Consider the following 18,652-nt stretch of genomic DNA (forward strand, 5'->3'; position numbering starts at 1 on the left):
GCAGCCTGCCCCCCTACTCCGTATACCGCGCCAACAGCGTCTCCTGTATCCCCGCTTCATCCCCATCCGCCACAATCCGCGTGTAGCTGCCATCGCCGTGCATTTGCCACGCTTTCACATTATCGCGCAACGCCAGCAGCAAGCCTTCTTCTATCACGCGCTGTTTCAGCGCAGGCAGCTCAATCGGCGTGCAGGTTTCAATGCGGCTAAAAAAGTTGCGCCCCATCCAATCCGCGCTAGAAATAAACACATTTTCCGCGCCATCGTTGTAAAAATAATAAACCCGCGCGTGTTCCAGCAGCCGCCCAATAATAGAGCGCACGCGAATGTTCTCCGACAGCCCCGCCACTTGCGGGCGCAACGCGCACATCCCGCGCACAATCAAATCAATCTGCACCCCCGCCGCGCTGGCGGCATACAACGCTTCAATCACTTGCGGCTCAATCAGCGAGTTGAGCTTGGCGATAATCCGCGCAGGCTTGCCGTTTTTCGCGTTTTCGGTTTCGCGGGCGATACTGTCCATAATCATTTTGTGCAGCGTAAACGGGCTTTGGTAGATTTTTTTCAACTTGTTCGCCTGCCCCAAACCCGTGATTTCCATAAATAATGTGTTGATGTCGCGCGTGATGGCGGTGTTGGCAGTGAGCAAGCCAAAATCGGTGTAAATGCGCGATGTGCCTTGGTGATAATTGCCCGTGCCCAGATGCGCATAGGTTTTCAGGCTGCCTTGCTCGCGGCGAATCACCAACGCCATTTTGGCGTGCACCTTGTAGCCAAACACGCCATAAACCACGTGCGCGCCCGCGTCTTCCAGCTTGGTTGCCCACGAAACATTGTTCGCTTCGTCAAACCGCGCCATCAATTCCACCACCACGGTTACTTGCTTGCCCGCCAACGCCGCCGCCATCAAAGCGCGCGCCAGCTCCGAATGGCTGCCCGTGCGGTAAATCGTCATTTTAATCGCCACCACATCGGGGTCGTGCGCCGCATCGCGGATAAATTTCACAATCGGCTCAAACGATTGATACGGATGATGCAGCAAAATATCACCCTTGGCGATTTCGTCCAGCAGCGAAGTGGCTTTGCGCAAGGCGCGTGGATACTGCGGCGTAAACGGCGCAAACTTCAAATCGGGGCGGTTCACCATGTCAGGCACAGAAATCAGCCGCACCAAATTCACAGGGCCTTCCACTTGATACAACTCATCGCGCGTGAGCTTAAACTGTTCCAGCAAAAATTGGCTAATATAATCAGGACATTGGTCGGCAATTTCCAGCCGCACGCCGTCGCCAAAATCGCGGTCGCGCAATTCGTTTTGAATCGCCGTGCGCAGGTTGCTCAAATCGTCTTCTTCCACCGTCAAATCGCTGTCGCGCGTTAAGCGAAACTGATGGCAGCCTTTCACCGTCATGCCGCGAAACAGCTTGTACACATATTCATGCACAATGGACGACAAAAACACAAAGCCATCCTTGCCATCGCAAATGCTTTCAGGCAGCCGAATTGCGCGGGGCAAAATGCGCGGCGCTTGCACGATTGCCATGCCCGAAGCGCGTCCAAACGCATCCTTTCCATCCAGTTCCACCACAAAATTCAACGACTTATTCAGCGGGCGCGGAAACGGATGCGAGGCATCCAAGCCAATCGGCGTGAGAATCGGCAGCAGCTCGCGGTTGAAATAATCTTCAATCCATTCGCGCTGCTCATTGTTCCATTGCTTGCGGCGGTAAAACACGATATTTTCTTCGGCAAGCGCAGGCAGCAATTCTCGGTTAAATATTTGATATTGCTCTTGAATAATCGCATGCGCTTCTTCGGCAACACGGGCGATGGTTTCGCTGGGCGTTTGCCCCGATTGGAACACTTGCGTGGGGTTGGTGCGTTGCTCGCGACGCAAATACGCCATGCGCACTTCAAAAAATTCATCCAAATTAGACGACACGATGCACAAAAAACGCAGCCGCTCCAACAGCGGCACGCGCGGGTCTTGCGCTTGCGCCAGCACGCGGCGGTTAAACGCCAGCAGCGAAAGTTCGCGGCAAAGAATGTGAGCAGATTGCGGCATGGTTTATTCCTTGATGTGGGTGTGAATAATGGGTTGGATTATAACGCTTTTTGTGTTTCAGGCTGCCTTTGGGGATTAGGCAGCCTGAAAACGGGTTGATGGATGAACGCTGGGCATCTAATCATAAAGCGCAATAGCGTTTTAGCGATGCCGAACTGCGTTTCACAGGCTGCCTAATCCCCAAAGGCAGCCTGAAAACCGCTTACTCAAAACATCGCTCATACAACGGCAACAACGCCTGCACCTGCGCCACAATCCAAGCCACGCTGTCCACGCCGTCCAAATCATCGCGCTCAACGTGTCGCCCGATGCAGAAAAAATCATCCGCATCGCGCAGCGTCAAAGCATTTTCAGGCTGCCTATTGAGCGGCGCATAGTCGGCATACTCATTCTCGCTGCCATGCCACACATCAAAATCGCCAAACGCGCCCGCATCCAAACCATCCAGCCATTGATTGTATTGCGGCAGCGCAATGGTGGAGCGGTCAGCCTTGTAGCAATGCCAATCCAGCGACACGGTTAAACGGCGGCGGTTAAGCAAAATAGACAAAATCGCCGCATCGTTGGCGTGCTGGGCGTATTTAAAAAACGCAAAAAAATGCGCCCGCACCTGCCAGCCATTGCACCAACGCTCAATATGCGGCGGCGCAAAGCGCGGATTATCCCGCGCCAGCCGTTCAGCCACCTGCTCAATCACGCTGCGCCAATCCTGCCACGCCGCTTTGTAATCCGCTTTAAGCTGTGGGATGGTTTCGGGCGCGTATTTTTTCAACTGCGCAAATTGGAAAAACGGGCGATTAAACAAATCACAATGGCGCGATGTGAGCATAACTTATCCTTTAAAGGCAGCCTGAAAACTTTGCAAAACCTGTAACCGATGGAGCGTCGGCGGCTCGCCGACATTTTGAAAAATCAGTAATGCTATGTTTAATAAGTGTTGGCGACGAGCCGTCGCTGCTCCATTTTAGGTTTCAGGCTGTTGTTAGGGTTTTTGCAAAGGTTTAAGCCTGAAAATCACAAATGCAAAAAAACCGCATCAAACAATGCGGTTCAAGATAATGGGGTGGCTGATGGGGCTCGAACCCACGACAACCGGAATCACAATCCGGGGCTCTACCAACTGAGCTACAGCCACCACTAGGAGAACAATGATGAGCAAAACGAAACGCGCCCGACAGGAATCGAACCTGTAACCCCCGACTTAGAAGGTCGGTGCTCTATCCAGTTGAGCTACGGGCACATAAAAACTATCGGACTAAATAATGGTCGGGGCGGTGGGATTCGAACTCACGACCCTCTGCTCCCAAAGCAGATGCGCTAACCGGGCTGCGCTACGCCCCGACTGAAAGACGCGAAGTATAAAGACGGGCGAAAATTCAGTCAAGATACAAAAGCCCTGTTCATCCAAGCTGCCTTGTTTTTATTCAAAATATTTTTTAATGCGGTTTATTTATGCCCATCATTTCCCCGTATTTTGCCCAAATAATCGTATAATCGCGCCCGTTTCTATTTTTACTGCCCACGAGTAAACACCATGAAAATCTCCGCCAACTTTGATGCAGGCAGCATCTGCGTAACCGATTTATCCAACCCATCGCACATCCGCTTGGCTTTGCGCCCCGACGCCGCTGCCGACTTCAAACAATGGTTTTATTTTCGCTTGCAAGGCGCGGCGTACACGCATTGCGTGATGCATTTTGAAAACGCTGCCGATGCTGCCTATCCCGAAGGCTGGGATGGCTATCAAGCCGTTGCTTCTTACGACCGCCAAAACTGGTTTCGCGTGCCCACGCAATATGAAAACGGCGAACTCATCATCAACCATACGCCGCTTGCCAACAGCATTTATTATGCCTACTTTGAGCCTTATTCCAGCGAGCAGCATTTGAACTTGCTGGGCGAAGCGCAAGGCAGCGGCTTGTGCCAAATTGAAGATTTGGGCAGCACCATCCAAGGGCGCGACATCAATCTGCTCACCGTTGGCAACCAAGTGGACAGCGATTTGAAGATTTGGGTGATTGCGCGGCAGCATCCGGGGGAAACGATGGCGGAATGGTTTATGGAAGGCTTTTTGTCGCGCTTGCTTGACCATCAAGACCCTACGGCGCGCAAATTGTTAGACAAAGCCACGTTCTACATTGTGCCCAATATGAACCCCGATGGCGCGGCGTTGGGCAATTTGCGCACCAACGCGGCGGGCGCGAACCTGAACCGCGAATGGCAAAACCCCAGCGTGGCGCGCAGCCCCGAAGTGTTTTTTGTGCGCGAGAAAATGCACGAAACGGGCGTGGATTTGTTTTTGGACATCCACGGCGATGAGAGCATTCCTTATATTTTTGTGGCGGGCACGGAAGGCGTGCCGAACTACACCAGCCGCATCGCCGCGCTGGAAACGTTGTTTAAAACGGCTTTTCAGGCTGCCTCTCCCGATTTTCAAACCGTGCATGGCTATGAAAAAGACCATTTTGGCGATGCCAATTTAACCCTTGCCACTAATTATGTGGGCAACACGTTTGGCTGCTTGGCGTACACGCTGGAAATGCCGTTTAAAGACAACGACAATTTGCCCGATGATGATTTTGGCTGGAATGGGCAACGCTCGCTGCGCTTGGGCGAAAGCATTTTGAGCGCGGTGCTGGCGGTGGCGAATGAATTGCATCGGGAGAGCGTATAACACGCGATAAGGCAGCCTGAAATCCTGCTTGGCGCTTTCAGGCTGCCTTTAAGCGGCTGGTTTAACCGCTGTGCCAATCCAAACACTCAAAACAAAATTCCCCCAACCCAATAGGCAGCCTGAAAACAGATAAACCGATTTTCGCCCAACCAAACTACATCAAACCCATTTTCAGGCTGCCTACCACCATTTAACCCTAAAACCACACAAACCATGACCACCCAACCCATCCCCCAACACGAGCTTTTGCGCGAAAAATCCCTATTCAAAACGCTCACACTCACCGACTGGCTGTTCGCCGTCAGCATCGCCGCCATCGCCGCGCTGGTTCAAATCAAACTGCCGCACCACATGGATATTTACGAAACCGTTATCCTGTGGGCAAGCGCACTCATCGCCACAGGCTTGGGCTGGTTTTTCAAACCGATGCGCTGGTTCATCATCGGCGGCGTGTTGGCGGGCTACGCTGCCGTGGGGCTGTATAACGGCAACATCGCCAATGGACACGAGCAAAGCGGCAAATTTTTCCTGCGCTATTTGTTAAGCAGCCAATCCGCAATTATGTGGCAATGCGCCCTAACCGCGTTCGCCTTTGCCTCCTACCTTGTCGGCACGCTCACCGCATGGCGGCAACAAAAAAGGCAGCCTGAAACGCCCATCAGCAGCAATGTGCTGCTCAAAATCGCCAGCGATTTGGCTTGGGCAGCCGCCTTTATGGGCTTTGTGGGGCTGCTGGTACGCTGGCACGAAAGCTATTTGCTGCGCCCCGATGCAGGGCACATCCCCGTTTCCAATCTATACGAAGTGTTCATCCTGTTTATGGTGATTACAGGCTTAATGTATCTGTATTACGAGCGCAAATTCGCCATGCAAAAGCTCGGCGTGTTTATCTACGCCCTGCTCTGCTGCTTGGTGGGCTTCACGCTGTGGTACAGCTTTTCGCGCGGCGCACACGAAATCCAGCCGCTTATCCCCGCGCTGCAATCGTGGTGGATGAAAATCCACGTTCCTGCCAACTTCATCGGCTACGGCGCATTTTGCATGGCGGCCGCCTTTGGCGCAGCTGAACTCATCGCCCTACGCGGCAGCAAATTTTTGCCCGATGCCGCGCAAATTGAAGAAGCCATGTATAAAGCCATCGCCGTGGGCTTTCTATTTTTTACCATCGCCACCATTCTTGGCGCGTTGTGGGCAGCCGATGCGTGGGGACGCTATTGGAGCTGGGACCCCAAAGAAACATGGGCGTTTATCGTGTGGCTGAACTATGCCATCTGGCTGCATATGCGGCTGGTGGCAGGCTGGCGCGGCAAAGTGCTGGCTTGGTGGGCGATTATTGGGCTGTTTATTACTGCGTTTGCTTTTGTGGGCGTGAATATGTTTTTGTCGGGGCTGCATTCGTATGGTGGGTTGTGAAGCAACAAAGGCAGCCTGAAAGCATCCCCCCGCTTTCAGGCTGCCCTATTTTGCAAAATTTAAACGCCTAATCCCGCCAAATTCCGCTATGATATGCCCTTTCACAACCAGCAAAGGACACGCCTATGCGCCGCATCACCGCCCTACTCATCAGCCTTTGGCTCGGATTTCACCTTAGCGTTGGTTGCATGGTTGCCCCCCTTGTTTCCAACCAACTCAACACCTCAGACAACGGCAAAGCCCTTGCCGACACCCTTTCAGGCAGCCTCTTTCACATTGCCAACCTATTTACCCTAGCCGTTTGGCTTATCGTTTATTTCACCGCCCGCAGCGACAACCGCATGGCATACCACAAATCCCGCACGCCCTTTTGGGCAGGCGCATTGCTGGTGCTCACCGCCATCAACGAATGGCTCATCACCCCCGTGGTCGCCGCCCTGCGCGCCAGCCAAGCCAACTGGCTGCACAACATCATCGGCGGACACGTTGGCATGTGGAACGGCATTTCCTATCTTGTTTACCTATTATGCAGTCTGATTGGCTTGGCACTCGCCATCCGACTTCTGCGCCTTGCTAACCCTCAACGCTAAACCCCTCTCACCATGAACACGCCACTTCTCCCCAGCATTCAAAACCCAGACGACCTGAAAAAGCTGAACGAAAACCAACTGCCCCAAGTTGCCCAAGAAATCCGCGAACTCCTGCTAGACAGTATTCAAAAAACAGGCGGGCATTTCGCCAGCAACCTTGGCGCAGTGGAGCTAACCCTTGCGCTGCATTATGTTTACCACGCCCCGCACGACCATCTGGTATGGGATGTAGGGCATCAAACCTATCCCCACAAAATCCTAACAGGGCGCAAAGACCGCATGGACACCATGCGCCAATATCAAGGCTTGGCAGGCTTTCCCAAACGCTGCGAAAGCGAGTATGACGTGTTTGGCGTGGGGCATTCGTCCACATCCATCGGCGCGGCACTCGGCATGGCGGTTGCTGACAAACTGAGCGGCAGCGATGCCCGCAGCGTTGCCATTATTGGCGATGGCGCAATGACCGCAGGGCAAGCCTTTGAAGCCTTGAACAACGCGGGCGACATGAGCGATGTGAACCTGCTCGTTATTTTGAACGACAACGAAATGTCCATCTCGCCCAATGTGGGCGCGTTGCCCAAGCACCTTGCCCGCCATGTGATGCGCGATATGCGCGGCGTGTTGCACGAAATCAAAACCCAATCGGCAAAAGTGTTAGACAAACTGCCCGCCGTAAAAGAAATCGCCGAAAAAGCCGAGCAAACCATCAAAACCTACGCCAGCGAGAGCGAGCACGTGCAACAAAGCCTTGGTTTATTTGAAAACTTTGGCTTTGAATACACAGGCGCGGTGGATGGGCACAACATCGCCCAGCTGGTGCAAGTGCTGCGCGAATTGCGCGGCAAAAAAGGTCCGCAGCTTTTGCACGTTATCACCAAAAAAGGCAACGGCTACAAACTCGCCGAAAACAACCCCGTAAAATATCACGCCGTGGGCAAAACCCCCATCGCCAGCCATCCGCAAGATTCAGGCAGCCTGAAAACCGAAGCCAGCGCAACACAGCCCGCCGAAACGCCCGCGCCGCCCACCTACACCGAAATCTTCGCCGATTGGCTTGCCGACCAAGCCCAAGCCGATGAAAAACTCATCGCCATCACCCCCGCCATGATAGAAGGCAGCGGCTTGGTTGAATTTGCCCAGCAATTTCCCACCCGCTGCTTTGACGTGGGCATTGCCGAACAACACGCCGTAACCTTTGCCGCAGGCTTGGCGTGCGCCGAAGCCAAACCCGTGGTAGCGATTTATTCCACCTTTTTGCAACGCGCCTACGACCAATTGCTGCACGACGTTGCCCTGCAAAACCTGCCCGTGTTGTTTGCCATAGACCGCGCGGGCATCGTGGGCGCAGACGGCCCCACCCACGCAGGCGTGTACGATTTAAGCTATCTGCGCTGTGTGCCCAATATGGTGATTGCCGCCCCCAGCGACGAGCAAGAATGCCGCCTGTTGCTTTCCACCTGCTACGCGCTCAACCAGCCCGCCGCCGTACGCTATCCACGCGGCACAGGCATCGGCGTGAACGTGGTGCGCGATTTGGCGACCGTGCCCGTGGGCAAAGGCATTTTGCGCCGCCAAGGCACACGCATCGCCCTGATTGCCTTTGGCAGCATGGTGCAACCTGCGCTGGGCATCGCCGAGCCGCTCAACGCCACCGTTGCCGATATGCGCTTTGTGAAACCGCTTGACCACGATTTGCTGCAAGAACTGGCGCAAACGCATGATTACTTGGTTTGCTTGGAAGAAAACACCACGCAGGGCGGCGCAGGCAGCGCGGTGCTGGAAAGTTTAGCGTTTTCAGGCTGCCTGAAACCCACGCTGCTGTGCGGCATCCCCGACATCGTTACCGAACACGGCGACACCGCGTTGCTGATGGATAAAATGGGCTTGTCGGAACCAGCGTTGTTGCGGCGGATTGAAGATTGGGTGGCGGGGATGCAATAGGCAGCCTGAAACCTTTGCAAAACCCCCAGCAGCAGCCTGAAAAATAAGAAATGCCGTCATTCCCGCGTAGGCGGGAATCTTGTTTGATATTCAGAAATTTTCGTCAAAACAATTCATTGCACAAATTCAACCAAGATTCCCGCCTATGCGGGAATGACGGAGAATTGACTATTTCTTGTGGTGTTTTTAGGTTTTGCAAAGGTTTCAGCCTGAAAAATAAAACCGTTTGGTGTTGTCCCAAACGGTTTTTTGCTGGATGGATTGGGTTTCAGGCTGCCTAATTCTTCACGAATGTTTAGTGCTGCTGCCCATTCCCCTACATCCAGCCGAACGGAGCGTCCTTTTTTCGGGAAAAAGCGTGCGCTTGTCCGACGACGCACGAAGTGCGGCTAGTTCGCACGCGCCGAAAAAAGGATGCGCAGTGAGGGAAGTCTGCGAAGCAGACCTGCACGCCGGGGTCGCCTTTCTTTTGCTTTGAACCTGTATTCATTGTCCACGCGAATAGATTTTGCGTCATAAAAGCATGGATACAAGGCGCAAAGCGCAGCAAGGTTGGATACCTTGCGAGCATTTGCAACGCCGTAGCCATGTTTTTAGGGCGTGAAAGCTGTCGTGTGGATGATGAATGCAGGTTCGCACTTTGGCGAAGCAAAGAAAAGTAAGTGCCCCATCGGCACGAGACGCATGGTTACAGTTGCACTAAAAGCCAACCACAAAGCACAAACCCATTTTCAGGCTGCCTTTGTAACCAGCAAACCCGCATCGTTACCCCATCCATCAGCACATCAATGGCGCGTCGGCGGCTCGCCGACATCTTTGCTAACCAACCAGTCGTACTCTATTTAACCAGCCATTTGGCGACGAGCCGTCGCCGCTCCATCAGCAGCCTGAAACGCAAACCCAGCCCATCCAAACCAACAAAAGGCAGCCTGAAAACACTATTTCACGTTTTCAGGCTGCCTTTTTGTTTTAGAACCTGTATTCACTATTTTCATAGGTAGATTTGATGACATAAAAGCGCGGATACAAGGCAAAAAGCGCAGCAAGGTTGGACACCTTGCGAGCATTTTTAACGCAGTAGCCGCGTTTTTAGGGCATGAAAGATGCCTATGAAAATAGTGAATACAGGTTCTTACTACTGCCTACGCCACATCCCCCACCAGCTTATCCATCAGCGCGTCAAATTCCGCCACAATATTCGGCTCAATATGCGGGCGCATCAGGCTCAATGTGCGGTACACGCCGCGCGCTTTCACTTCTTCGGCGCGTAGCGGGTCGCGCCCGTTGATTGAGCCGTCAAAGTCAAACCAATATTTGCCCACCAGCCACATATTCACGGTTAAATCTTTCACGCCACGGTCGTCAATATGAATCAGCCCTTTGTCGCGCAGCGCGGTGAACAGCTTGGTTGCCAGCGGGGCAAATTGGTTTTGCGTGAACTGGTTATGCTCACCCAGCAGCGTTTTGCTGCGGTTTAACAGCGCGTTCACATCGCTAAACAAAAAGCGGTAGTCCCACAAAATGTTATACAGCCCCTTCATATACACCACCGTGCCTTCTATGCCATCGGGCAGCTCGGTTTTGCCCAGATAGTCCAGCAGCTCTTGGCGATAGCGTTTGAAAATTTGCACGATGATTTCGTCTTTGTTGGCAAAGTGGTAATAAAGATTACCAGGGCTGATGTTGAGATGGTTGGAAATGTGATTGGTGCTGATGTTGCGCTCGCCGTGTTCGTTAAACAGCTTCAAGCTGGCATCAATGATTTTGGTGTAGGTGCTGGTGCGGGGGTCTTTACTCATGTTGCACTCGTTAATTGGTTGTTCATAAAAGAAAAATGCGATTGTATTCAGATTTCAGACTGCCTGCAAATGGGATTAGACATTTATTGGACAAGCGTGAGGCAACGGGGCGAAACGGCATTTTCAGGCTGCCCTAGAACCTGTTCAAAGTCCCTGCGTGAGCTGTCCGCTGATGCAGATTGATTGCAGGGCAAGGCGCAAAACGCAGGCAATAGCGAGACTATTGTCAAGTTTTGCAACGCAGCCATGCGACCAAGATGTGTTAGCGGCAGCCACGCAGGGATTTTGAACAGGTTCTCAATCCCAATGCGGCTCAATATTCGGCTCAGGTTCTAGCTGAATGCCAAATTTTTCCCACACCGCTTGGCACACATAATCCGACAAATCTTGCACATCCTGCGCGCTGGCGTGGTTTTTGTTTACCAACACAAGGGCTTGCTGCTCGTGCACCGCCGCGCCGCCAATTTGTTTGCCTTTTAAACCGCATTGGTCAATCAACCAGCCTGCGGCGAGTTTCAGGCTGCCATCGGCTTGCGGATAGCTGTGCATGGCGGGATATTGTTGCTGGATGCGCGCGGCGTGTTCGGCGGAAACGATGGGATTTTTGTAGAAGCTGCCTGCGTTGCCCAGTTCGGCGGGGTCGGGCAGCTTGCTGCGGCGGATGTGCATGATGGCTTGGGCGACTTGGGCGGCGGTGGGGGCTTGGCTGCCGTGTTGCGCGGCAAGCGTGGCGGCAAGGTCTCCGTATTGGATTTTGGGCGTGAACGTTTCGTCCAGCGCAAAGGTTACGGCGGTGATGACGTAGCGGCGTTTGCCTTGCTGTTTAAACAGGCTTTCGCGGTAGCCAAATTGGCATTCGCTGTTGGCGAGCGTAACGAAGTTTTGCGTTTCCAAATCAAAGCATTGCACGCTGACAATGCGGTCTTTCACTTCCACGCCATACGCGCCCACGTTTTGCACAGGGCACGCGCCCACCGTGCCTGGAATTAAGCTCAGGTTTTCCAGCCCGCTTAACCCCAGCGCGAGCGTGTGCTGGATAAAGTCGTGCAGCATTTCACCCGCTTGCGCTTCTATGTGCACGATGCCGTCCGCGCGATGGGTTTGGCGGATGCCGCGCGTGGCGATGTGCACCACCAGCGCGGGATAATCGCGCGTGAACAGGGTGTTGCTGCCGCTGCCTAACCAGCAGACGGTTTGGCGGCCATATTCGGGCAACTGGCACAGCGCGGGCAGGTCTGCGCTGTCGGTAAGCTCAACATAATGCGCGGCAGTGGCGGGCAGCGCGAAGGTGGTGCGGTGAATCAGCGGGTGGTTGTGTTGGAGAGTGAACATGGTTTCAGGCTGCCTGAAATAAAAAGGGCGCATTATAGCGGGTTATGGGCGGGGATTGGTTTCAGGCTGCCTTGGCATGATGGCAAAGGCAGCCTGAAAATGTTAGAACAAACTATCTTGCTGTGGATGGGGCGCAGGCGGGTTTTCAGGCTGCCTGAGCATATAGCGGCTAATCCAGTTGAAAAAATCTGGCGAAATTTCAAAATGCCCGTAGCGCAGCAAACTGACGTATTGTTTCCATTCGCTGTGTTGACGGGCGATGGCTAATGGGCAATCGCGCACCATTTGGGCATACGCCACATTGCGGCGAAATGGGATAAAGGTTTCGCTCATTTGAAACGGATAGGCTCGGTCGTCCAAAATTTGCCCAAACGCGGTAAAGGCTTGCAGTTTTTCGTTGCCGTCCAAACGGATTTTGGGGCTGTAATATAGCAACCAGTCGCCGCGTTTCATACGGTTGAGCGGGGCGGCTTTACCGTGGCAGACTTGGCAAAACCCGCCTGCCACACCGCGTAAAACGTGTTCTTGGGAAACGGTGCCTATCCAGTATTTCATGTTTGCTCCTATGGTTGAGATGAATTAAGAACCTGTATTCACTATTTCCATAGGCAGATTTTATGAAATAAAAGCGCGGATACAAGGCAAAAAGCGCAGCAAGGTTGGACACCTTGCGAGCATTTTTAACGCAGTAGCCGCGTTTTTAGGGCATAAAAGATGACTATGGAAATAGTGAATACAGGTTCTTAGATTTCAGGCTGCCTTTGCGATGATAGACAGCCTGAAAACCGTTTGGCGATAATACGCGACAGCCGTGTCAGCTAGCGTCAGTAGTCGGGCATACGGATGTTTTCGTGTTGCTGCCATTGGCGTAGCAAGAGTTTGTGTGGCGTGGGGCTGGGGTCGCCCAGTGCGATGCTTTGGATGCGGTCGCAACGGAAATGGCGGAAGTCTTGCCGTTGCTCGCACCATGCGGCAAGCAGGCGCACTTCGGCGAAGTAGCCCAGCACGATGGGTTGGATTTGGCGATGGCTGGGGCGGTTGTGTTGGTCGGTGTAGCCTATGATTAGGCGGCGATGTTCGCGCAGGGCTTGGCGGATTTGGGCTAGGGCGTGGGCTTCGGCTGCGCTGTATTGCGGCGCGGGGGCGATGGAAAATTGCGCATTGGCGGCGGTATGCGACAGCCACGGTGGCAGCACGCTGCGGATTTTGGTGAGCGCGTTTTCGGCGGCTTGGGCAAGGCTGGGCTCGGTGTTGCGGGCTGCCCAGCGGATGCCGATGATGATGGCTTCCAGCTCGCTTTGGCTGAACATGAGCGGTGGCAGTTGGCTGTGGTCGCTGTGGAGCTGGTAGCCGATGCCTGCTTCGCCGCGTATGTCTGCGCCTTGCTCGCGCAGGGTGTTGATGTCGCGGTAAAGCGTGCGCGGGCTGATGTTTAACTCGGCGGCAAGCGCGGCGGCGGCGGCAGGGTGTTTGCGGTGGCGCAGTGTGTGCAGCAGTTGCAGCAGGCGGGTGGATTTGGTCATGGTGTTCACATTGGGGTTGGGTATGGGTTCTAACTACGCTGAACTTCGTTTCAGGCTGCCTTTGAATGTTTATTGTGTGGCGTATCGCCAATCAATTCTATCACAACCGCGCCAAAGCAGTTGAAATGATGGGTGGATTGATTACAAACACGCATCAGGCAGCCTGAAACGAAGTTCAGCGTAGCTAAAACAGCCAACGCAAGGTCAGATTGCATTCTTCCCTTTTTGATTGCTATTCGCCGCCCAATCCGCCGCCCAAAGGCAGCCTGAAAACGCGTAATCCCTTATAATCCGCCTTTTTACTGTTTGCAAAGCCATCATCATGACCGAATCCATCACGCTCCAACCGCGCCAGCTTAAAGCGCGTAACACCGTTGCCCTACCCGGCTCCAAAAGCATCAGCAATCGCACGCTGCTGCTGGCGGCGTTGTCCGACAACGCTTGCGAAATCCGCTCGCTGCTCAAATCAGACGACACCGACCGCATGCTGGAAGCCCTTGCCGCGCTGGGCGTGAAGCTGGAAAGCACCGCATCAGGCAGCCTGAAAATCGTGGGGCAAGGCGGCGCGTTTGCGGTGAAGCAGGCCGATTTGTTTTTGGGCAACGCGGGCACGGCGTTTCGCCCGCTGACGGCTGCGCTGGCGATTTTGGGTGGCGAGTATCATTTGCACGGCGTGCCGCGTATGCACGAACGCCCGATTGGCGATTTGGTGGACGCGCTGCGCTTGGCGGGGGCGCGGTTGGATTATTTGGGCAATGCGGGCTTTCCGCCGCTGCAAATCCACGAACGCGCGGATAACGGCGTGCGCCAGATTCCGATTAAGGGCAATGTGTCCAGCCAGTTTTTGACCGCACTGTTGATGGCGTTGCCGCTCACGGGCGAAGCGTTTGAAATCCGCGTGGATGGCGAGCTGATTTCCAAGCCGTATATTGATATTACTTTGAATTTAATGAAACAATTTGGCGTGAACGTGGCAAACCAGTCGTACCAAATTTTCAGGCTGCCGCAGAAAGCGCGTTACCATGCGCCGCAGGTGGTGAACGTGGAAGGCGATGCGTCTAGCGCGAGCTATTTTTTGGCGGCGGGCTTGATTTCAGGCTGCCCTGTGCGCGTAACAGGCTTGGGGCGGGGCGCGATTCAGGGCGATGTGGCGTTTGCGCACGAGTTGGCAAAAATCGGCGCGGCGGTACAATGGGGCGATGATTTTATTGAAGTGTCCCGCGCGGCGGGGCAGGCGGTGCTGCCGTTTGACTTGGATGCCAACCATATTCCCGATGCAGCGATGACGCTGGCGGTGGTGGCGTTGGCAACGGGCGCGCCGTGCCACATCCGCAATATTGCTTCTTGGCGCGTGAAAGAAACCGACCGCATCGCCGCGATGGCAACCGAGTTGCGCAAACTGGGCGCAGCGGTGCAGGAAGAGCCTGATGCCATCCACATCACGCCGCCCGCCGCGCTCACGCCCCACGCCGCGATTGATACTTATGACGACCACCGCATGGCGATGTGTTTTTCGCTGGTGTCGCTGATGGGCGTGCCCGTGGTTATTAACGACCCCAAATGCGTGGGCAAAACGTTTCCGCAGTATTTTGATGTGTTTAATGCGTTGAGCGCGTGAACAATATTCAGGCAGCCTGAAACTGGATTTTCCCGTTTTCAGGCTGCCTATTCGCCCCCCACTCCAAGGAACATCATGCCCCATCAAGCCGTTTTAGATTTTTGGTTCAGCGAAAACAGCCGCCCTTATTGGTTTCAGCAAAGCGATGCCTTTGACCAAACCATCCGCCCCCATTTCATGCCCCCACCATGACACTCAACCAAATCACCCTTATCGGCGTAGGACTCATCGGCGGCTCGTTTGTGCTGGATTTAAAACGCCAACGCCTTGTCCACACCATCATCGGCATAGACACCCGCCCCAGCAACCTAGACCGCGCCCTAGAACGCCGCGTGATAGATATCGCCAGCAGCCAAATCACCCCCGATGCCATCCAACACAGCGATTTGGTGCTGATTGCCACCCCCGTTGCCGCGCTTGCCAGCGTGTGCCAAGCCATCGCCCCGCTGCTGCCACCCCGCGCCATCGTGAGCGACGTGGGCAGCACCAAGCAATCCGCCCTAGCCGCCTTTGCCCAACACCTGCCGCAGCATTACCCCCGCTGCGTCGCCAGCCACCCCATCGCAGGCTCCGACCGCAGCGGCGCGCTGGCTGCTCAGTTTGGGCTGTATCAAGGCAAAAAACTCATCCTTTGCCCGCACGAGCAGCAAGACACAGGCAGCCTTAACACCATCGCCGCGCTGTGGCAAAGCATCGGCGCGCAAGTCCACCACATGACCGCCACCGAACACGACCAAATCTTCGCCGCCGTGTCCCACTTCCCCCACCTGCTCGCCTTTGCCTATGTGCACCAAATGCTAGACCACCCGCAAGGCGCGCATTACCTAAACTTCGCAGGCAGCGGCTTTCGCGACTTTACCCGCATCGCCGCCAGCAGCCCTGAAATGTGGCGCGACATCGCCCTTGCCAACCGCGACAGCCTGTTGCAGCTTATCCGCGAGCAAAAACAACAGCTAGACCGCATAGAACGCAGCCTGAAAAACCGCAACGCGCAAGAGCTGCATGATTATTTTCAGGCTGCCCAACAGTTGCGCGAGCAATGGGGCGAAACGCATTAGCGGGCATGATTAGGCAGCCTGAAAACGCCAAATGGTAGGGTGGGCAATTCACTTGCCCACCAAAACGTTAACGCTATCACCATGGTGGGCAAGCAAGTTGCCCACCCCTTGTATATCGGAATCCCCGTATCATAGCAACAAACCGCCCGACCGCCACCCGCGCCCACCCAAGGCAAACAACCGTCGAGTAGATCAGGGAGCGGACGGGCAACCCATCGACACAACCGGACAGTTGCCAGACAACACAACCGAATGCAGGGCAGGTTTATGATGAGTACCCAATACCACTACGCAGGCATCGACATCGCCAAACGAAACTCCGTCATCGGCATCACGCCTTTGCAGCGCACCAAAACCGAAACCAACAACCTAAAAGGTATCGCCCGTACCGTCGAATACCTTGAAAAGCACAACGTCGCCCTCGTCGTGATGGAAAGCACCCGCGGTCTCGAAATCCCCGCCGCCAAAGCCATCCACCGCGCAGGCATAGCCGTCATCATCGCCAATCCGCGTCAGACGCATCAGTTTGCCCAATCGCAGTCGCTGACCAAAACCGATGCCAAAGATGCCGAAATGCTCGCCTTCTTCGCCCGGATGACGGCACAGAAAGAAGGTTGGCAAACCATGCTCTATCACCCACCCACCGAAGCGGAAGAAGTGTTGGAAGCATTGGTTAACCGCCGCAACCAGCCGGTGGAAATGCGGACTGCCGAGAAAAACCGTCTGCATCAGGTTCATGAGACACAAGTCGAAAGCGTCAAACAACTGGTTGCCCATTTTGACCGGCTGACTGACGAGTTGGACAAACAAATCGGCGAGCACACCCACACGCATTTTGACGGCAAAGCCCAAGTGGCGGAGCAAACCAAAGGCATCGGTTCGATAACGACGGCTACGCTGATGGCGATGCTGCCCGAATTGGGGCGGCTGTCGCACAAACGGCTAGCGAGTTTGGTCGGTATTGCCCCGCATCCGGGGGAGGGCGGGGAAACCAAATTCAAAAGCCGCTGCTTCGGCGGAAGGTCTGTGGTGCGTAAGGCATTGTATATGGCTACCGCGGTAGCGACACGTTTTGAACCGCTTATTCGGGATTTCTACCAACGCCTGCTGTCTAAGGGTAAGCCGTATAAGGTTGCCGTTACGGCATGTATGCGCAAACTGCTGACGGTATTGAATGCCCGGATGCGTGATTACTTTGCCGGGAACGGTATCACTGGGAACGCTATCCGGACGTCTTGATTTGAGTTTTTGTATTTTTACCCGACGGGGTGAAAAATACAGTTGCTACACACTGAAAATGAGCGAAGCGAGTTTCAACGAAGCTAAAACGCAAAATAGAGCGTCGGCGGCTCGCCGACATTGCCAACTCATAACGTTCAATCTTATCTGCCATTTGGCGACGAGCCGTCGCCGCTCTATTTTAAGTTTCAGGCTGCCTAAAATCTTCACAATCCATTACAATCCCACCCCATCCCCCACCCCGAAAGGACACCCCAATGACCCACAAAATCGCCATCCTACGCGGCGACGGCATCGGCCCTGAAATCATCGCCCAAGCCGTGCGCGTGTTAGACAAACTGATAGAACAAGGGCTAGACGCGCAATACCAATACGCCCCGCTCGGCGGCGAAGCCTACGACCAATACGGCGCGCCCTACCCCGAGTTCACGCAAAACCTCTGCCGCGCCGCCGATGCCGTGCTGCTCGGTGCAGTCGGCTCGCCCCAATACGACAGCCTAGACCGCCCCTTGCGCCCCGAGCGCGGGCTGCTCGCCATCCGCAAAGACCTCAATCTGTTCGCCAACCTGCGCCCCGCCATCCTGTATCCCGAACTCGCCAATGCCTCCACGCTCAAACCCGAAGTCGTGGCAGGCTTGGATATTCTCATCGTGCGCGAGCTTACGGGTGACATCTACTTCGGCGAACCGCGCGGCATCCGCACGCTGGAAAACGGCGAACGCGAAGGCTTCAACACCATGCGGTACAGCGAAAGCGAAATCCGCCGCATCGCCCACGTTGCTTTTCAGGCTGCCCAAAAGCGCAACAAAAAAGTCTGCTCCGTAGGCAAAGCCAACGTGCTGGAAACCACCGAGCTGTGGCGCGAAATTTTTGACGAAGTGGGCAAACAATACCCCGATGTCGCGCTATCGCATATGTATGTGGACAACGCCGCCATGCAGCTTGTGCGCGCGCCCAAGCAGTTTGATGTGATTGCCACAGGCAATATTTTCGGCGATATTTTGAGCGACCAAGCCTCCATGCTCACAGGCTCAATCGGTATGCTGCCCTCTGCCTCGCTGGACGAAAACGGCAAAGGGCTGTATGAACCCTCGCACGGCTCCGCGCCCGACATCGCAGGGCAAAACCAAGCCAACCCGCTTGCCACCATCCTATCGCTCGCCATGCTGCTGCGTTACAGCCTGAACGATGAAACCCGCGCCGCGCAAGTGGAAACTGCCGTGCAGCGCGTGTTGCAACAAGGCTACCGCACAGGCGATATTTTTGAAAACGGCACCAAGCGCGTATCGTGCAGCGAAATGGGCGATGCCGTGCTGGCGGCGTTGTAAGACTTGCCGACATTAAGGCAGCCTGAAAACCTACATGGAGCGGCGACGGCTCGTCGCCATCTGGCTTAAATT

Annotated in this window: 19 protein-coding genes and 3 tRNA genes; 11 read left to right on the top strand and 11 right to left on the bottom strand. The window is 54.7% G+C overall.

Translation table 11 applies throughout. The features are described from left to right. Positions 1 to 13: 13 nt before the first annotated feature. The 5 genes from ppk1 to Q4A85_RS06830 all read right to left on the bottom strand — a co-directional run bounded on the left by ppk1 (position 14) and on the right by Q4A85_RS06830 (position 3,406). Positions 14 to 2,065, bottom strand: coding sequence for a polyphosphate kinase 1 (gene ppk1, locus Q4A85_RS06810; RefSeq protein ID WP_303108837.1), 2,052 nt, complete (start codon positions 2,063 to 2,065; stop codon positions 14 to 16). A gap of 202 nt (positions 2,066 to 2,267) precedes the next feature. Continuing rightward, entirely contained in the window at positions 2,268 to 2,894 is a 627-nt protein-coding gene (locus tag Q4A85_RS06815) for an HI_0552 family protein (RefSeq protein WP_303108839.1), read from the bottom strand. Between the two features lie 230 nt (positions 2,895 to 3,124). Next, positions 3,125 to 3,200 (bottom strand) — tRNA-His (locus Q4A85_RS06820). A 31-nt stretch (positions 3,201 to 3,231) separates the two neighbouring features. Beyond that, positions 3,232 to 3,305, bottom strand: a tRNA-Arg gene (locus Q4A85_RS06825). Positions 3,306 to 3,328: 23 nt separating this feature from the next. Further along, positions 3,329 to 3,406: transfer RNA gene (locus Q4A85_RS06830), tRNA-Pro, on the bottom strand. 193 nt (positions 3,407 to 3,599) lie between these two features. On the opposite strand from Q4A85_RS06830, the gene Q4A85_RS06835 reads away from it, so the two are divergent. From Q4A85_RS06835 to dxs, 4 genes are all read left to right on the top strand, one after another. Further along, entirely contained in the window at positions 3,600 to 4,739 is a 1,140-nt protein-coding gene (locus Q4A85_RS06835; protein WP_303108841.1) for a M14-type cytosolic carboxypeptidase, read from the top strand. Between the two features lie 213 nt (positions 4,740 to 4,952). After that, positions 4,953 to 6,152 (top strand): c-type cytochrome biogenesis protein CcsB, encoded by a 1,200-nt coding sequence (ccsB, locus tag Q4A85_RS06840; RefSeq protein ID WP_303108843.1) that lies wholly within the window; start codon positions 4,953 to 4,955, stop codon positions 6,150 to 6,152. 125 nt (positions 6,153 to 6,277) lie between these two features. Next, positions 6,278 to 6,742, top strand: coding sequence for a DUF4149 domain-containing protein (locus Q4A85_RS06845; protein ID WP_303108845.1), 465 nt, complete (start codon positions 6,278 to 6,280; stop codon positions 6,740 to 6,742). 12 nt (positions 6,743 to 6,754) lie between these two features. Continuing rightward, positions 6,755 to 8,683 (top strand): 1-deoxy-D-xylulose-5-phosphate synthase, encoded by a 1,929-nt coding sequence (gene dxs / locus Q4A85_RS06850; protein ID WP_303108847.1) that lies wholly within the window; start codon positions 6,755 to 6,757, stop codon positions 8,681 to 8,683. Between the two features lie 143 nt (positions 8,684 to 8,826). Here dxs and Q4A85_RS06855 read toward each other — a convergent pair whose 3' ends face one another. Further along, positions 8,827 to 9,063: a hypothetical protein gene (locus Q4A85_RS06855; RefSeq protein WP_303108850.1), complete on the bottom strand. Its 237-nt coding sequence runs from the start codon at positions 9,061 to 9,063 to the stop codon at positions 8,827 to 8,829. 282 nt (positions 9,064 to 9,345) lie between these two features. On the opposite strand from Q4A85_RS06855, the gene Q4A85_RS06860 reads away from it, so the two are divergent. After that, positions 9,346 to 9,684, top strand: a complete 339-nt coding sequence (locus tag Q4A85_RS06860) for a hypothetical protein (RefSeq protein WP_303108852.1) — start codon at positions 9,346 to 9,348, stop codon at positions 9,682 to 9,684. A 141-nt stretch (positions 9,685 to 9,825) separates the two neighbouring features. Here the strand turns inward: Q4A85_RS06860 and Q4A85_RS06865 are convergent, their stop codons facing one another. The 5 genes from Q4A85_RS06865 to Q4A85_RS06885 all read right to left on the bottom strand — a co-directional run bounded on the left by Q4A85_RS06865 (position 9,826) and on the right by Q4A85_RS06885 (position 13,552). Continuing rightward, the gene (locus Q4A85_RS06865) at positions 9,826 to 10,482 is read right to left on the bottom strand and encodes a TetR/AcrR family transcriptional regulator (RefSeq protein ID WP_303108854.1); all 657 of its coding nucleotides are present in this window, start codon (positions 10,480 to 10,482) and stop codon (positions 9,826 to 9,828) included. 297 nt (positions 10,483 to 10,779) lie between these two features. Then, positions 10,780 to 11,814, bottom strand: a complete 1,035-nt coding sequence (gene murB / locus Q4A85_RS06870) for a UDP-N-acetylmuramate dehydrogenase (RefSeq protein WP_303108916.1) — start codon at positions 11,812 to 11,814, stop codon at positions 10,780 to 10,782. Between the two features lie 102 nt (positions 11,815 to 11,916). Next, positions 11,917 to 12,369 (bottom strand): EVE domain-containing protein, encoded by a 453-nt coding sequence (locus tag Q4A85_RS06875; RefSeq protein ID WP_303108856.1) that lies wholly within the window; start codon positions 12,367 to 12,369, stop codon positions 11,917 to 11,919. A gap of 269 nt (positions 12,370 to 12,638) precedes the next feature. Beyond that, positions 12,639 to 13,337, bottom strand: coding sequence for a YafY family protein (locus tag Q4A85_RS06880; protein ID WP_303108858.1), 699 nt, complete (start codon positions 13,335 to 13,337; stop codon positions 12,639 to 12,641). A gap of 50 nt (positions 13,338 to 13,387) precedes the next feature. Further along, the gene (locus Q4A85_RS06885) at positions 13,388 to 13,552 is read right to left on the bottom strand and encodes a hypothetical protein (RefSeq protein WP_303108860.1); all 165 of its coding nucleotides are present in this window, start codon (positions 13,550 to 13,552) and stop codon (positions 13,388 to 13,390) included. A 107-nt stretch (positions 13,553 to 13,659) separates the two neighbouring features. On the opposite strand from Q4A85_RS06885, the gene aroA reads away from it, so the two are divergent. The 6 genes from aroA (at position 13,660) to leuB (ending at position 18,580) form a co-directional block, all read left to right on the top strand. Beyond that, positions 13,660 to 14,955 carry a 3-phosphoshikimate 1-carboxyvinyltransferase gene (gene aroA / locus Q4A85_RS06890; RefSeq protein ID WP_303108862.1) on the top strand — a complete coding sequence of 432 codons (1,296 nt, stop codon included), beginning with the start codon at positions 13,660 to 13,662 and terminating at the stop codon, positions 14,953 to 14,955. A 75-nt stretch (positions 14,956 to 15,030) separates the two neighbouring features. Continuing rightward, on the top strand, positions 15,031 to 15,147 hold the full coding sequence (locus tag Q4A85_RS06895; RefSeq protein WP_303108864.1) for a DUF924 family protein: 117 nt from the start codon (positions 15,031 to 15,033) through the stop codon (positions 15,145 to 15,147). Continuing rightward, positions 15,144 to 16,013 carry a prephenate dehydrogenase gene (locus tag Q4A85_RS06900; RefSeq protein WP_303108866.1) on the top strand — a complete coding sequence of 290 codons (870 nt, stop codon included), beginning with the start codon at positions 15,144 to 15,146 and terminating at the stop codon, positions 16,011 to 16,013. The genes Q4A85_RS06895 and Q4A85_RS06900 overlap by 4 nt, the downstream gene beginning before the upstream one ends. Before the next feature lie 270 nt (positions 16,014 to 16,283). Further along, positions 16,284 to 17,252 carry a transposase gene (locus Q4A85_RS06905; protein WP_303108918.1) on the top strand — a complete coding sequence of 323 codons (969 nt, stop codon included), beginning with the start codon at positions 16,284 to 16,286 and terminating at the stop codon, positions 17,250 to 17,252. Between the two features lies 1 nt (position 17,253). Then, positions 17,254 to 17,556: a hypothetical protein gene (locus tag Q4A85_RS06910; RefSeq protein ID WP_303108868.1), complete on the top strand. Its 303-nt coding sequence runs from the start codon at positions 17,254 to 17,256 to the stop codon at positions 17,554 to 17,556. Next, entirely contained in the window at positions 17,510 to 18,580 is a 1,071-nt protein-coding gene (gene leuB, locus Q4A85_RS06915; RefSeq protein WP_303108869.1) for a 3-isopropylmalate dehydrogenase, read from the top strand. The genes Q4A85_RS06910 and leuB overlap by 47 nt, the downstream gene beginning before the upstream one ends. The last annotated feature ends 72 nt before the right edge of the window (positions 18,581 to 18,652 follow it).

Source organism: Kingella sp. (in: b-proteobacteria) (assembly GCF_030527935.1).
Classification (GTDB): domain Bacteria; phylum Pseudomonadota; class Gammaproteobacteria; order Burkholderiales; family Neisseriaceae; genus Kingella_B.